This window comes from Longispora urticae, assembly GCF_053902585.1.
In genome coordinates this window covers 43,564-57,653 of sequence record NZ_JAQZSH010000016.1, presented here as the reverse complement: position 1 = coordinate 57,653, position 14,090 = coordinate 43,564, and the positions used below count along the sequence as shown (strand labels likewise).

Annotated in this window: 16 protein-coding genes; 10 read left to right on the top strand and 6 right to left on the bottom strand. The window is 74.3% G+C overall.

The window, feature by feature from the left end:
• Positions 1-39: 39 nt before the first annotated feature.
• Positions 40-957: an acetyltransferase gene (locus PT931_RS08205; RefSeq protein ID WP_456245077.1), complete on the bottom strand. Its 918-nt coding sequence runs from the start codon at positions 955-957 to the stop codon at positions 40-42.
• Between the two features lie 229 nt (positions 958-1,186).
• Entirely contained in the window at positions 1,187-1,789 is a 603-nt protein-coding gene (locus PT931_RS08200; protein WP_456245076.1) for a YciI family protein, read from the bottom strand.
• Positions 1,790-1,944: 155 nt separating this feature from the next.
• Here PT931_RS08200 and PT931_RS08195 point away from each other — a divergent pair, with 155 nt between their 5' ends.
• Positions 1,945-2,586, top strand: a complete 642-nt coding sequence (locus tag PT931_RS08195; protein ID WP_456245075.1) for a hypothetical protein — start codon at positions 1,945-1,947, stop codon at positions 2,584-2,586.
• A gap of 57 nt (positions 2,587-2,643) precedes the next feature.
• Here PT931_RS08195 and PT931_RS08190 read toward each other — a convergent pair whose 3' ends face one another.
• Positions 2,644-3,141: an FBP domain-containing protein gene (locus tag PT931_RS08190; protein WP_456245074.1), complete on the bottom strand. Its 498-nt coding sequence runs from the start codon at positions 3,139-3,141 to the stop codon at positions 2,644-2,646.
• A 72-nt stretch (positions 3,142-3,213) separates the two neighbouring features.
• Here PT931_RS08190 and PT931_RS08185 point away from each other — a divergent pair, with 72 nt between their 5' ends.
• The 8 genes from PT931_RS08185 (at position 3,214) to PT931_RS08150 (ending at position 10,356) form a co-directional block, all read left to right on the top strand.
• Positions 3,214-3,777 carry a TetR/AcrR family transcriptional regulator gene (locus tag PT931_RS08185; protein ID WP_456245073.1) on the top strand — a complete coding sequence of 188 codons (564 nt, stop codon included), beginning with the start codon at positions 3,214-3,216 and terminating at the stop codon, positions 3,775-3,777.
• A gap of 96 nt (positions 3,778-3,873) precedes the next feature.
• Positions 3,874-4,869 (top strand): NAD(P)/FAD-dependent oxidoreductase, encoded by a 996-nt coding sequence (locus tag PT931_RS08180; RefSeq protein WP_456245072.1) that lies wholly within the window; start codon positions 3,874-3,876, stop codon positions 4,867-4,869.
• Positions 4,870-4,931: 62 nt separating this feature from the next.
• Positions 4,932-6,335: a family 2B encapsulin nanocompartment shell protein gene (locus tag PT931_RS08175; RefSeq protein WP_456245071.1), complete on the top strand. Its 1,404-nt coding sequence runs from the start codon at positions 4,932-4,934 to the stop codon at positions 6,333-6,335.
• Between the two features lie 43 nt (positions 6,336-6,378).
• The gene (locus PT931_RS08170) at positions 6,379-7,617 is read left to right on the top strand and encodes a family 2 encapsulin nanocompartment cargo protein terpene cyclase (RefSeq protein ID WP_456245078.1); all 1,239 of its coding nucleotides are present in this window, start codon (positions 6,379-6,381) and stop codon (positions 7,615-7,617) included.
• Between the two features lie 19 nt (positions 7,618-7,636).
• The gene (locus tag PT931_RS08165) at positions 7,637-8,485 is read left to right on the top strand and encodes a geranyl diphosphate 2-C-methyltransferase (RefSeq protein WP_363721328.1); all 849 of its coding nucleotides are present in this window, start codon (positions 7,637-7,639) and stop codon (positions 8,483-8,485) included.
• Positions 8,486-8,636: 151 nt separating this feature from the next.
• Positions 8,637-9,404: an IclR family transcriptional regulator gene (locus PT931_RS08160; protein WP_456245070.1), complete on the top strand. Its 768-nt coding sequence runs from the start codon at positions 8,637-8,639 to the stop codon at positions 9,402-9,404.
• A 114-nt stretch (positions 9,405-9,518) separates the two neighbouring features.
• Positions 9,519-9,659, top strand: a complete 141-nt coding sequence (locus tag PT931_RS08155) for a hypothetical protein (protein WP_456245069.1) — start codon at positions 9,519-9,521, stop codon at positions 9,657-9,659.
• Positions 9,660-9,762: 103 nt separating this feature from the next.
• Entirely contained in the window at positions 9,763-10,356 is a 594-nt protein-coding gene (locus PT931_RS08150; RefSeq protein WP_456245068.1) for a hypothetical protein, read from the top strand.
• 58 nt (positions 10,357-10,414) lie between these two features.
• Here PT931_RS08150 and PT931_RS08145 read toward each other — a convergent pair whose 3' ends face one another.
• The 3 genes from PT931_RS08145 to PT931_RS08135 all read right to left on the bottom strand — a co-directional run bounded on the left by PT931_RS08145 (position 10,415) and on the right by PT931_RS08135 (position 13,400).
• Complete coding sequence (locus tag PT931_RS08145) at positions 10,415-10,588, bottom strand: hypothetical protein (RefSeq protein WP_456245067.1); 174 nt, start codon at positions 10,586-10,588, stop codon at positions 10,415-10,417.
• 75 nt (positions 10,589-10,663) lie between these two features.
• Positions 10,664-13,186 carry an excinuclease ABC subunit UvrA gene (gene uvrA / locus PT931_RS08140; protein ID WP_456245066.1) on the bottom strand — a complete coding sequence of 841 codons (2,523 nt, stop codon included), beginning with the start codon at positions 13,184-13,186 and terminating at the stop codon, positions 10,664-10,666.
• Between the two features lie 79 nt (positions 13,187-13,265).
• Positions 13,266-13,400, bottom strand: coding sequence for a hypothetical protein (locus PT931_RS08135; protein ID WP_456245065.1), 135 nt, complete (start codon positions 13,398-13,400; stop codon positions 13,266-13,268).
• A 108-nt stretch (positions 13,401-13,508) separates the two neighbouring features.
• Here PT931_RS08135 and PT931_RS08130 point away from each other — a divergent pair, with 108 nt between their 5' ends.
• Positions 13,509-14,087, top strand: a complete 579-nt coding sequence (locus PT931_RS08130; RefSeq protein ID WP_456245064.1) for a hypothetical protein — start codon at positions 13,509-13,511, stop codon at positions 14,085-14,087.
• Positions 14,088-14,090: the final 3 nt, after the last annotated feature.

Sequence of the window (14,090 nt, the reverse complement as noted above, 5' to 3'; positions counted from 1 at the left end):
CCCCCCGACGGGCTCGGGGCCCCCCCGCCCGCCCCGGCGCTAGTCCGCGGTCAGCGGGGACCCGGACGGCGCTGCCGTGGGCGGGGTGAAGACGACCCGGGACCGGAGCTGGCGGAACCCGGTCCGTTCCAGTTCGGCCAGGATCGTGACCCGGTGGGCGTCCACATCGGCGACCACCTCCCGGGCACCCCCGTCGGCCAGCACCCGGACGGCCTCGGCCAGCAGTTCGCTCCGGGCGTCCTCGTCGAGCAGGCCCAGGTAGGCCACGAGCGGGTAGCAGGCGTCCCCGGCCGGGCCGACGAGTCCGACCGGCCGCCCCGCCTCCTCCGCGACGCGCCACTCGGCCGGGTTGTCCAGCCAGGCCAGCGGATCGGTGGCCAGGTCCACGCCCCGGACCGCCAGCGCCGTCTCCTTGCCGGTCAGCACGTCCGGCGTGGGGATCCGGGCCACCAGCGCGGTGATCTCGGCCGCGTCGACGGCGGGGCGGAAGGAGTACCGCCCGGAGGTGGCCGGCAGCGGCGTACCCGTCCAGGAGCACCGCACCCGCTCACCCCGCTCGACCAGGCCGGCGAGCCGGGCCGCCGCCATCGGGGCCGCCGTCACGGCCAGCACCTCCGGCCGTCGTCGCCAGTGCGCCGGCAGCGCGGCGTAGTAGATCCGGGGACCGCCGAGGGCCGCGTGCGCGGCGCGCAGCAGCTCCGCGCCGACCTCCGGCCCTGCGGTCAGGTCGAACCGCTCCAGCCACGGGGCGCCGGCGGCACCCGGCGGCCGGCACCAGGCGGCCCGGGCGACGACCCGGCCGGAGCGGAGCGCGACCCAGGTGTTCTCCGGCCGGTACCCGCCGCCGGCGATCCCGTCGGCGTAGCCGACCTGGCGCAGTTGGGGCAGCGGATCGGGCATGGAGTCGAACAGATTTTCCTCGCCCGCGACGAGCGGGCGGATGACGAGATCGGTCATGGCGAACCTCCGGGCAGCGGGCGCCCCGGACTCAGACCCGCGCGGACGCCGGAGCGCGGAGGGGGCACAGAACTTCGGACATTGTTCTGACCTCCTTCCAGCTCGACGGCGTGCCCGGAAACCTACCCGCCGCCCCGCGCCGTCGCAACACGGCCCGGGGCGCTCCCGGCCCGGGCGCGGACAGTGCGGTCCCCCGCGAGGGTCGACGCGGTGGGGGCCCGGCCAGGGGTCAGCTGGTCGGGCGGCCCCCGAAGCGCCACGGGTGGACCTCGACCCGCTCGTACAGGCCGGCCTCGGCGTAGGGGCCGTGGGCCAGCATCGCCTCGGCGGCCGCCCGGTCCGGCAGCTCGACGAGGGTCGCGGTGCCCAGCCAGTCGGTGCCGTCGGCCGACAGCAGCGGGCCGTGCGCGATGAGGCGGTCGGAGTAGCCGGCGGCGAGGTGGTCACGCTGGTCGGCCCGGAGCCGGTCGCGGTCGGCGGTGGCGCCGGGGCGGCCGTGCCCGAGGACCAGGAACTGCGGGTCCCCACCCTTGCCCGGGTACGCCCACATCGTGCGGCCGAGCGTGTTGCTGAACCGGCGGACCAGGACGTCGGCGAACACGCCGGCCCGGTAGTAGGGCTCGTCGTACGCGAACGCGCGGGCCGCCTCGGGGCCGGGCAGGTCGACGATGTGCACGCTGCCGGTGACGCCCTCCCCGTCGTCGGTCAGCGTCGGGCCCCGGGCGATCAGCACGTCGGCGTAGGAGTCCATGAACGTCCAGTGTTCCGCCGTCCGCTCCCACCGCAGGTCCCCGACGTCCGGGCGGTCGCGACCGTACACGAAGTACTCCATCCCGCGATCATAGGCACCGGGCGGCCGGGGTGGGCCGTCCATGTCGGAGAGTGGGGTGGAACGGGGCGGACGTCGGTGCCGTGCGGCACTGCGCCTCCAGCATCCTAGGTCGCTAGGTAGAACCCGGGGCGCGTCCGGCGCTACGATCCGGGGCTATGTCCGCCACTCCCGCGCGCCGGGCCGCCCTCGTGACCCTCGCCGTCGCGTGCGCCGCCGCCGTGCTCGCCGGCTGCGCGTCCCCCGAATCCCGGTGGGTCGCGGGGTCGCCGCCGGAACAGCCGTCCTCGCAGGCACCGGAGGTCGTCCCCACCGCGGAGCCGTCCACGGTGCCCACCCCGGCTCCCCCGACCGCACCGGTACCGACTCCGCCCCGGGCGACCGGCACGGCGGCGGCACCGGCCGAGTTCGCGCGGGTCACGGCCCTGAATGTCATGCCCGGTACGGTCATGCAGGCGCTGGACGGCCGGCCCTGCGGGTTCTCCGGGCAGTTGCGGGCCCGGGTGGTCGCCCAGGTGTCCGCCCCCGGCCGCGGCGCGGGTCAGCTGAAGGTGCGGATCAGCTACGGCGGGTTCGCCGGGTACCAGGGCGACTCGACGATGCGGTACGACGCGGGCCAGCAGGCCTACGTGTTCGACATGCCGGTCATCGAGGTCGCCCGGACGAAGGGCGAGGGCGGGCACCTCGGGATCTCCGTCTCGATCGACCAGCCGCCGATCGGCGGCCACGCGCAACCGCCGCCGACCTCCACGTCCGTCGCGGTCGCCAGCTGCCTGCCCGTGAAGAACGGCACCGGCTGACGGGTCCGCGCCCGGGGCGCCGGGTCCCCGCGGCGGCCCCTCGGGGCACTGAGCCGCCTAGCCGACGACCCGGCCCACGAATCCGGCGAGCCGCCCCACGGTCCGCTCGATCTGCTCCTCCAGGGTCAGCGACTCGTACAGCCGCGCGCCGCCGGCCGCGGGCACCTTCTTGCCGCGCAGGTAGAGCGAGCAGGCCAGGTCGGTGCAGATGTACGTACCCAACGAGTTGCCCAACCTCCCCTCCGGCCCGGCCTTCCGCGCGGTCATCAGCGAGACGCCGTCCCCGGTGTGCGTGGTCAGGCACAGCGAGCACATGCTGCGCCGGGCCCGCGCGGCGCTGGGCGCGGCGATCCGCAGCGCGAGGGCCACGAACCCGTCGCCGGACTCGGTGACCAGGCAGGCCCGTTCGGGGGCGGCGGGGTCGCGCCAGCCGAGGAAGTCCAGGTCCGCCCATGGTCGGGTGGCGAGGTCCCTGGGCACGGCCAGCCGTTTGGCCTCGCCCTTGGTCGCGTTGACGAGGGACGCGCGGATGTCGCGTTCGGTGACTGCCTTCATGGGGGTAAGCTAACTTTTCCTAGAAGTCCTAGGCAAACGATTAAAGCCTCTAGGCTGCGGAGGGTGTGACCCATGGCACGCGCGGGACTGACCGCCGAACGCCTGACCCTGGCGGCGGCCGACCTGGCCGACGGGATCGGCTTCGACAACGTGACCGTCTCGGCGCTCGCCCGGCACTTCGGGGTCAAGGACGCGAGCCTGTACTCGCACATCAGGAACGCCCGCGACCTCAGCGCCCGGGTGGCGGTGCTGGCCCTGGCGGAGCTCGCCGACCGGGTCGCCGCCGCGCTGGCCGGGCGCGCGGGCAAGGAAGCCCTGGTCGCCTTCGCGCACGCCTACCGGGACTACGCGCGGGAGCACCCCGGCCGGTACGCGGCGACCCTGTTCCCGCTCGACCCGGAGACGGCGGCGGCCAGCGCGGCGGGCCGGCACGCGGAGCTGACCCGAGCGATCCTGCGGGGCTACGCGCTGGCCGAACCCGACCAGACCGACGCGGTCCGACTCCTGCACAGCACCTTCCACGGGTACGCGAGCCTGGAGGCCGCCGGCGCGTTCCGCCCGCCCCGCACGGCCGACGCCTCCTGGGACCGGGCCCTCGACGCCCTGGACGCGACCCTCGGGAACTGGCCGGCCTGACCGCCGGGCGCGCGCGTTCCCCGGTGTTGCCGAAACGGCAAAGACATTTGCCGGGTACGGCGGTACCGCGCACGGTGGTCCCAGGAGGTGGTCACGGTGACCGGTCAACTGGGGGACGACTACGACGTGGTGGTGCTGGGCGGCGGCGCGGCGGGGCTGAGCGGGGCGTTGATGCTGGCCAGGGCCCGGCGGTCGGTGCTGGTGATCGACGCGGGCGCACCGCGCAACGCCCCTGCCGCGGCCGTGCACGGGCTGCTGGGGCACGACGGGACGCCGCCGTCCGAGCTGCTGGAGCGCGGGCGCGCGGAGGTCCGGAGGTACGGCGGCCAGGTGGTGACCGGGGAGGTCGCGGGCGTCACCCGCATGCCGGACCCGGCGCCTGACGGGGCCGCTGCCGGGGAGGCCGGGTTCGCGGTGGCCCTGGGGGACGGCCGGACCGTCCGGGCCCGGCGGCTCCTGGTGGCGACCGGGCTGGCGGACGAGCTGCCGGACGTGCCGGGCCTGCACGCCCGGTGGGGCCGGGACGTGCTGCACTGCCCGTACTGCCACGGCTGGGAGGTCCGCGACCAGGCCATCGGCATCCTGGCGACCGGGCCCATGTCGGCCCACCAGGCGCTGCTGTTCCGGCAGTGGAGCGCGGACGTCGTGTACCTCGCGCACACCGCGCCGCCGCTGACCGGTGCGGACGCCGAGCGGCTGGCGGCCCGGGGCGTCCGGGTGGTGGCCGGCGAGGTGGCGGCCCTGGAACTCGACGGCGACCGGCTCGCGGGGGTCCGGCTGCGCGACGGCACGGTCGTCCGGCGCGACGCCCTGGTGGTGGCGCCGCGGATGACGGCGCGCGCCGGTTTCCTGGCGGACCTCGGCCTGCGCCCGGTGGCACACCCCTCCGGGCTCGGCGAACACCTCCCCGCCGACCCGACCGGCCGGACGGACGTGCCCGGGGTGTGGGCCGCGGGCAATGTGACCGACCTGGCGGCACAGGTCGGCGCGGCCTCGGCGGCCGGTGCCACGGCGGGAGCGCAGATCAACGCGGACCTGGTGGCGGAGGAGATCCAGCGGGCGGTCGGGGCGTTTCATCCCACGGAACAGTGAGTTGCCGGGTATTGGCCGGATTGGCCAGACTTGCCCGACGATCCGCACTCCCGAGGAGACGCATGACCATCAGCCCTGCCACGGAGGCGGCGGAGCGGCAGCTCAGCCTCAGTACCGCCGCCGCACGCAACCTGGCCACCACCACCAAGTCCGTGCCGCAGATGCAGGAGATCAGCTCCCGCTGGCTGCTGCGGACGCTGCCCTGGGTGCAGGTGCCCGGTGGCGCGTACCGGGTGAACCGCCGGCTGACCTACACCGTCGGCGACGGCCGGGTCGAGTTCGTCAACACCGGCTCGGACATCCGGGTGATCCCGGCGGAGCTCACCGAGCTGCCCGTCCTGCGCGGGCTCGACGACCCCGACACGCTGTCCGCGCTGGCCGGCCGGTTCACCCAGCTGGAGTTCGAGCCCGGCCAGGTGATCGTCGAGTTCGGACACACGGCCGACCAGGTGTACCTGATCGCGCACGGCCGGGCGGTCCGGCTGGGCGTCGGCGAGTACGGCGACCCGACCGTCCTCGGCGTGCTGGCCGGCGGCGACCACTTCGGCGACTGGTCGCTCGTGGACGACGCGGGCATCTGGGAGCACACCGTCAAGGCCACCACCCAGCTCACCGTGCTCGCCCTGCCCCGGGCGGCGTTCGAGCAGGTCCTGGACTCCTCGACGCCGCTCCGCGAGCACGTGGACCGCCTGGTCGCCGCCGTCGGCCCGGAGATCAACCGGCACGGCGAGGCCGCGATCGACATGGCCGCCGGGCACGTCGGCGAGGCCCTGCTCCCCAGCACGTTCGTGGACTACGAGCTCGCGCCGCGCGAACTGGAACTCAGCGTGGCCCAGACCGTGCTGCGGGTGCACTCCCGGGTCGCCGATCTCTACAACGAGCCGATGAACCAGGTCGAGCAGCAGCTGCGGCTGACCGTCGAGGCGCTGCGCGAACGCCAGGAGTACGAGCTGGTCAACAACCCCGAGTTCGGGCTGCTCGCCAACGCCGACCTGCGGCAGCGGATCCACACCCACAGCGGCGCGCCGACCCCCGACGACCTCGACGAGCTGCTGTCGCGGCGGCGCAACTCCAAGGCCTTCTTCGCGCACCCGCAGGCCATCGTGGCGTTCCTGCGCGAGTGCACCAAGCGCGGGATCTACCCGGACAACGTGGAGGTGGACGGGAAGCGGCAGCTCGCCTGGCGCGGCGTGCCGCTGTACCCGTGCGGCAAGATCCCGATCTCGAAGAACCGGACCACCTCGATCCTCGTGATGCGCACCGGCGAGGAGGACCAGGGCGTGATCGGCCTGCGGCCCGGCCCGCTGCCGGACGAGTACCAGCCCGGGTTGAACGTGCGGTTCATGGGCATCAACGAGCAGGCCGTGATGTCGTACCTGGTCAGCGCCTACTACTCGGCCGCGATCCTGGTGCCCGACGCGCTCGGCGTCCTCGACGACGTCCAGCTCGGCGTCGAGCACGGCTAGCCCGCACCCCCGCCCCGCACGAGGGAGGTACCCGTTGCCTGTCATGTCCCACCTGCCCACCCCGGGCGGTGCGCCGCGCGCGCCCGACGACCTGGCCGCGCTCGCCCGGGCGCTGCTGTCCGACACGTGGGCGGCCCCGTCGGCCGCGCTGGACGACCTGCTCGACCCGCCGGAGACGACGGTCCCGGCGGTGTTCCAGGCCCGGCCCACCGGCCTGGGCACCTCGGCGGCGCGGTTGGTGGCGAGCCTGCTCGGGCCGTCGCCGACCGGGGTCGAGGCGCCCGACGAGGGGCCCGGGGAGGCCCCGGCGGCCGAGGACGACCCGCTGCCGGAACTCTTCTGCCCCGGCCCGGTCCGCGACGACCCCGCGCTCGGCGAACTGGTCAACGAACGGCTCGTCGACTGGGCCGGGGAGATGGGCATCTACGCCGGACGCCTGGAGCACCTGCGCTCCTGCAACTTCGGCCGGCTGATGATGCTCACCCACCCGGCGGTGGACGACCCGGACCGGCTGCTGGCCGCCACCCAGGTCGTCGTCGCCGAGTGGGCCGCCGACGACTACTACCTCGACGAGGAGGAGATGGGGGCGGACCCGCGGCTCACGAGCGCGCGCCTGGCCCTGATCTACGGCATGGTCGACCCGGTGGCCCTGCCCCGGGCCTACCAGCCCGAGCTCGACGCGTTCGTCCGCACCGAGCCGATCGCCCGGGCGTTCCGGTCCGGGATGAGCAACCTGTCGCGGTACACCACCGGCACGCAGATGGGCCGGTTCCAACACCAGATGGCGATCCTGTTCACCACGCTCGGGCAGAACGCGAGCTGGCGGGTCAGTCAGGAACGGCCGGCGGTGTGGGAGTACCTCGTGCACCGCAACCACAACAGCTACCTGCCGCCGATGATCCTCATCGACGCCCTCGCCGGCTACGAGCTGAGCGCCGAGGAGTTCTACCACCCGGCGGTGCGGCGCGCGTTCACGATGGCCGGCCTGGCCGCCGTGCTGATCAACGACCTCAACTCCGCCGGCAAGGAATCCGACGACGACCTGAGCCTGCCCGAGCTGCTCATGTCGGAGGAGGGCCTCACCAGGAGGGGCGCGATCCGCCGCACCATCGAGATCCACAACGAGCTGATGCGGGGCTTCGTCGCCGAGGCGGCCGCGCTCAGCCTCGTCGGCACGCCCAATCTGCGCCGGTTCTTCGCCGACACCTGGGCGTGGTGCGGCGGCAGCCGCGAATGGCACGCCACGACCCGCCGGTACCACGCCGACTCCCCCGCCGCCTGACCAGTACGAGGAGAACACCATGACCATGACGGACACCGTTCTGCGCACCGCCTACCAGCGTTCCATCGCCCGGTACTGGGACGAGGAGCGCGACCCGGTGAACATCCGGCTCGGCGAGGTCGACGGCCTGTTCCACCACCACTACGGGATCGGCGCCGTCGACCCGAAGCTCCTGGAGGACCTGCCGAACGCCAGCGACGAGCGGATCATCGCCGAGCTGCACCGGCTGGAGAGCGCGCAGGCCTCGTTCCTGCTCGACAACCTCGGCCCCGTCGCGGCCACCGACCGGCTGCTCGACGCCGGCTCGGGGCGCGGCGGGACCTCGTTCATGGCCAACCAGCGGTTCGGCTGCCAGGTCGACGGGGTGTCGATCTCCCAGCAGCAGGTGGACTTCGCCAACGCCCAGGCCGCCGAGCGCGGCGTGGCCGACAAGGTGCGGTTCCACTTCCGCAACATGCTGGACAACGGCCTGCCGACGGGTACGGTGCGCGCGGCCTGGAACAACGAGTCCACGATGTACGTCGACCTGTTCGAGCTGTTCGCCGAGCACGCCCGCAGCCTGGCGTTCGGTGGCCGCTACGTCACGATCACCGGCTGCTGGAACGACCTCACCGGCGGCCGGTCCAAGGCCGTGATCCAGATCGACGAGCGCTACACGTGCAACGTGCACTCCCGGGGCGAGTACTTCAAGGCGATGGCCGCCAACAGCCTCACCCCGATCGAGGTCATCGACCTGACGGCCCTGACCATCCCGTACTGGGAGCTGCGGGCCCGGTCCTCGGTCGCCACCGGGGTGGAGGAGCCCTTCCTCACCGCGTACAAGGAGGGCAGCTTCCACTACCTGATGATCGTGGCCGACCGGATCTGACGGGTCGCCCGGGACCGTGCCCTCCGGCGCGGTCCCGGGACGCCGGCGCCAGGGGGCGGGCCGGGACCCCGGCGGCGCGTCGCGCACCGATCCCCGTCGTTATCTACAGGTTGCCCCTCGCCCCAGTGGCCTGTCCCGTCCGGCGGTATCCATGACCGACGCACCGTCCACCACCTCCCTCGTCGGCCGGGTCATCCGGATCGCCACCTGCCTGCTCCGCGAGGGCCGCCCGCTGGGCATCTCTGAGATGGCGCGCCTCCTCGGGCTCCCCAAGGCCACGGTGCACCGCCTGGTCACCGCCCTGGTCGCGGAGGGCGCGGTGGTCCGCTACGGCAGCCTGTACGACATCAGCGACCGGACCTGGCGGCTCCTCGACGCGGCGGCCACTCCCCCGCACGCGCTGCTGCGCACGGTGCTCGCCCCGCACGTCATGGAGCTGTTCCACCACACCCGGCACTCCACCAGCCTCGCCGTACTCCGCGGCACGATGGTCTTCCACCTCGAACGCCTCCAGACCCGCACCGGCCGGCCGCAGCTCGCCAACCACGCGCCCGCGCACGCCACCGCCACGGGCAAGGCCCTGCTGGCCCACCACGCCGACATCCACCAGATCCTCGGGAGCCTCCCGCTGCGGGCTTTCACGGCCCGGACCGTCGCCGACCCCGCCGACCTGGGCGCCGAACTGGCCGCGATCCGGGCCCGGGGCGTCGCCTACGACCACGGCGAGCACGTCGAGGACCAGGTCGGAGTGGCCGTCGCGGTGCACGGCGCGGCGGGCAGCCCGGTCGCCGCGATCGGCGTGGTCGGACCGCGGGCCACGTTCCCGTTCGCCAGTGTCGAACCGATCCTGCGGCGGGTGGCGCACGCGGCGTCGACGGCCCTGCGGCGGGCCGGGACCGGTGATCGGGTTCCGACCTGACCCGGCGCGCCCGAGCCGCCGACCCGCGCCGGTGGCCGGCCGCTCCGCCACCGGCGGGTGGCCGGATCGGGAGCCGCTGCCTAGAGTGGAGCGTCCCGCGACGAAAGGCGCCCCGTGAACCCTGACGAGATCGACCGCCGGATCCAGAAGGACACCAAGCACAACAAGCTGGGCGAACTCTCCAAGGAACTGATGATCGCGGGACTCGTGGTGGCGGTGGCGGTCGTCTGCGTGGGGCTGTGGCTGTGCCGGTGACGGCCGACCCGACGGGGCTCGGGGGCGGGTCAGGGTAGAACCAGGGTCCGCGACCGGGGACTCCCCGGAGGCCCCCGCGCCCGGACCGGGCCAGGATCAGGACATGGCCTCCCAGAGAGCACTCGTCCTCGCCGCCCCGCTGTGCGTCGCGGGCTACGGGCTGGTCCGGTTCCTCGGGACCCAGGACGGCCGGTACGGGCCGGGGCTCGACTGGCAGGCCGCCCACCTGCTCGGACTCGCCGGCATGGTCCTGTTCGTCCCCGTGGTCCTCGGGCTCGGCCAGTGTCTGCGGCGGGGGCCGGTCCGGGCGGTCACCGTCACGGCCACCGTGGTCGGGCTGCTCGCCGCGATGGTCCGGTTCGGGGCGGACATCGTCCAGGGCGTGCTGGCCGCGGACCCGGCCGAACTGAGGACCCTGTCGGCGGAGTTCACCGCGATCCCCGGGGTGACCCCCGCGTTCCACACGGTCGGGCCCCTGTTGTTCCCCGTGGGCCTGGTGGTGCTGCTGACGTTGCTCGCGGGGGCGCGCCGGATGCCGTGGTGGAGCCCGGTGGTGATGCTCGCAGGGATCCTCACGACGGTGGTCGACCTGGACCTGCTGCCGGTGGCCGGGCTGCTGATGGCGGTCGCCCTGGCGCCGACAGCCACCTGGCCGGAGCCGAGGTTCGCCCGGTCGGCCCTGGTCTGGAGCCCGTGAACCCCGGCCCGGCCCCTGGTGCGGGATCGGCCGGGGCGCTCCGGCCGCGTCGTGGGTGTCAGATCCCGGTGTTGGCGCCGCCCATGGCCGAGGGGCCGGTGCGCGACTGCTCGGCGATCCCGGCGTAGTTGGCGTTCTCGCCCCGGTCCGGATACATGTCCGACGGGCCGCGCGACCCGAGCCTACCGGCCCGGCGACGGTCGAAGAGGACCGCGAACACAGTCAGTGCCACCACTACCAACCCCGCCCATATCATCCACATGCCACAAAGGTAGGTCTCGCGCGGCCGGTCGACAACGATCGACGATCACGATTCGGATACCGGAGTGCCCGGGCGGCGCGCCGTCCGGGCCGCCAGGTACGGACCCGTCACGCTCCCCGGGGCCGCCGCCACCTCCCCCGGTCGCCCGGCGGCCACGATCCGGCCACCGGCGGACCCGCCGCCCGGTCCCAGGTCGATCACCCAGTCCGCGCCCGCCGCGACGTCCAGGTCGTGCTCGACGAGGACCACGGTGTTCCCGGCGTCGACGAGGCCGCGCAGCTGGGAGACCAGGAGCTCGACGTCGGCGGGGTGCAGTCCGGTGGTCGGCTCGTCGAGCACGTACAGGGTGCGGCCGCGGCGGACCCGTTGGAGTTCGCTCGCGAGTTTGACCCGCTGGGCCTCGCCGCCCGACAGGGTGGTCGCCGGCTGGCCGAGCCGCAGGTAGCCGAGCCCGACCTCGGCGAGGACCGCGAGGCTGCGGGCGGCGGCGGGCACCTCGCGGAGGAAGGCGCGCGCCTCGTCGACGGTCATGGCGAGCACGTCGGCGACCGACCGGCCGTCGACGGTCACCTCCAGGGTCGCGGGGTCGTAGCGGCTGCCGTGGCACACCGGGCACGGCGCGCTGGCCCCCGGCAGGAACAACATCTCGATGGAGATCGCGCCCTCGCCCTGGCAGTTCTCGCACCGGCCGCCGGGCACGTTGAAGGAGAACCGGCCGGCGTCGTACCCGCGGGACCGGGCCTCGGGGGTGGCGGCGAACAGCTTGCGGACCGCGTCGAACAGTCCGGTGTACGTCGCCAGGTTCGACCTCGGGGTGCGGCCGATCGGGCGCTGGTCGACCCGGACCAGCCGGTGCACCCCGTCGAGGCCGGTCGCGGTCACCCCGTCGGCGGGCCGGTCCTCGGCGGCCGGCAGGTCCTCGTCCTCGTCGGGCCGGTCCGGTTCGACCCCGAGGTGCGCGGCGACGACCGCCGGGAGTACCTGGCTGACCAGGGTGGACTTGCCCGAGCCGGAGACGCCGGTCACGACGGTGAACGCGCCCAGCGGGAAGCGCGCGGTCACGTCGCGCAGGTTGTGCCGGGTCACGCCGCGCAGCTCCAGCCAGCCCGAGGGTTCGCGCGGGGCGGGGCGGGCGGATCCGGCCCCCTCGAACAGGTACGGCCTGGTGGCCGAGGCCGCCACGTCGGCCAGCCCCGCGACCTCCCCGCTGTAGAGCACCCTGCCGCCGTGCTCGCCCGCCCCGGGGCCGACGTCGACGATCCAGTCCGCGTCGCGTACCACGTCGAGGTTGTGTTCCACCACGAACAGGGAGTTGCCGGCGGCGCGCAACCGGCGCAGCGCGGCCAGCAGCGCCTCCGTGTCGGCCGGGTGCAGCCCGGCGGACGGCTCGTCGAGGACGTAGAGCACCCCGAACAGCCCGGTGCGCAGCTGGGTGGCCAGCCGCAGCCGCTGGAGCTCCCCGGCGGACAGGGTGGCCGTGGACCGGTCGGTACTGAGGTAGCCGAGCCCCAGCTCCGTCATCGTGCCGATCCGGTCGAGCAGGTTGGCGACCAGGGTCGCGGCGGCCTCGGCGCGGGCACCGGTGACCCCGTCGGCGGCGAGCCGGTCCGGGGCGACGGCGGCGCCGAGGGCCGTGGCCAGCCCGGACAGCGGCAGCGCGGCCAGCTCGGTCACGTCGTGCCCGGCGAACCGCACGGCGAGGGCCTCCGGGCGCAGCCGGCGACCCCCGCACACCGGGCACGGGGCCGACTCCAGGAACCGGGCGGCGCGGGCCCGCAGCGCGGGGCTCTTCGTGGTGGCGTAGGTGTGCAGCACGTAGCGGCGGGCGCTGGAGTAGGTGCCCTGGTAGGGGCGGGTGATCCGGTGGGCCTCGCGCACCGGGTGCACGGTGACCACCGGCTGCTCGTCGGTCGTCAGGATCCAGTCGCGGCGCTCGGCGGGCAGCTCCGACCAGGGCAGGTCGATGTCGACGCCGAGTTCGGCGAGGATGTCGCGGTAGTTCTTGCCCTGCCAGGCGCCCGGCCAGGCCGCGACCGCCCCGTCCCGGATGCTCAGGCTCTGGTCGGGGACCATCTTCGCCGCGCTCACCGTGTGCACCTGGCCGAGGCCGTGGCAGTGCGGGCACGCCCCGACGGCGGTGTTCGGCGAGAACGCGTCGGAATCCAGAGGACCGGCACCCGACGGGTACGCCCCGGCGCGGGAGAACAGCATCCGCAGCACGTTGGACAGGTGCGTGACCGTGCCCACCGAGGACCGGGCCGTGCCGCCGCCCCGGGGCTGGCGCAGCGCGACGGCGGGCGGCAGGCCGGTGATGTCGCCGACCCGGGGCGCGCCGACCTGTTCGATCAGGCGGCGCGCGTAGGGGGCGACGGACTCCAGGTAGCGGCGCTGGGCCTCGGCGTAGATGGTGCCGAAGGCGAGCGAGGACTTGCCGGAACCGGACACCCCCGTGAAGACCACGACCTTGTCGCGGGGTACGGCCACGTCGACGTCGCGCAGGTTGTGTTCGCGGGCGCCGCGCACCCGGACCATGGCGTCGTGCCCCGCGTCGGCAGGTGTCCCCGGCACAGCACACCCCCGTCTCCGCACCTCGGGCGCCAGTCTAGTGAGCCGGACCGGTGACCCGGAGCGGATCCCGGGGGCCGGGCTAGCGCGAGGGCTGACCGGCGCCCGGGCAGGGCCCGCCCGAGCCGTCGGCCGGGTGCGGGGGCGTCGGGCTGCCGGCGTTGACGTACACCCGGGCCTCGCAGACGGGGCAGCGGCTCATGACCTCGTGTTCCATGCGTGGCCCGTACCCGTCGAGGACGTTCTTCGAACATGACCCGGCACGTGCCGGACCTTGGCCGTTCGGCACTGCCGAGGGGACCGGCCGCGAACCTAGCGTGGCGGCATGTCTCTCACCTGGTTGTCGCGCTTCGGCGCAGTGTGCGGTGTCCTGCTCGGCCTCTCGCTCGGCGTGCCCGGCCTCATCGAGTCCTTCACCGGCGAGACCACGGTCACGAGCTTCGTGGTCGGCCTGGGGGCGGCGGGCGGCGCCCCCGCGCTGACCGCGATCTACCTGCGGCAGAGCCACGCGGCGGGCCGGTTCGGGGCGGTGGCCTACGCGGTCAACCTGATCGGGCTCGGCCTGTTCGCCGGGGTCGCGTTCGCCCTGAACCTGGTCGTGTTCTTCCTCGACAGGGCCGTGGTCACCGAGCTGCTCGCGGGGCCGACCCGGTTCGCCGTCCTCGGCAGCGTGCTCGTCTTCGTGGTGGGCACGGTCCTGTTCGGGATCTCCCTGATCCGGGCGAGGGTCTTCGCGCGGCTACCGTCCTGGGGCTACCTCGTCACGCTCACCCTGCTGGCCGTCCTCGCGTCGCTGCCGGACACCCTGTTCAGCAGCGCGGTGCACGTCCTGGCCTGCGCGTCGATGGTGTGGCTGTCGGTGTCCACGTGGACCGGGACCTCCCCGGCCCTGGCGCGGACGTAGGCT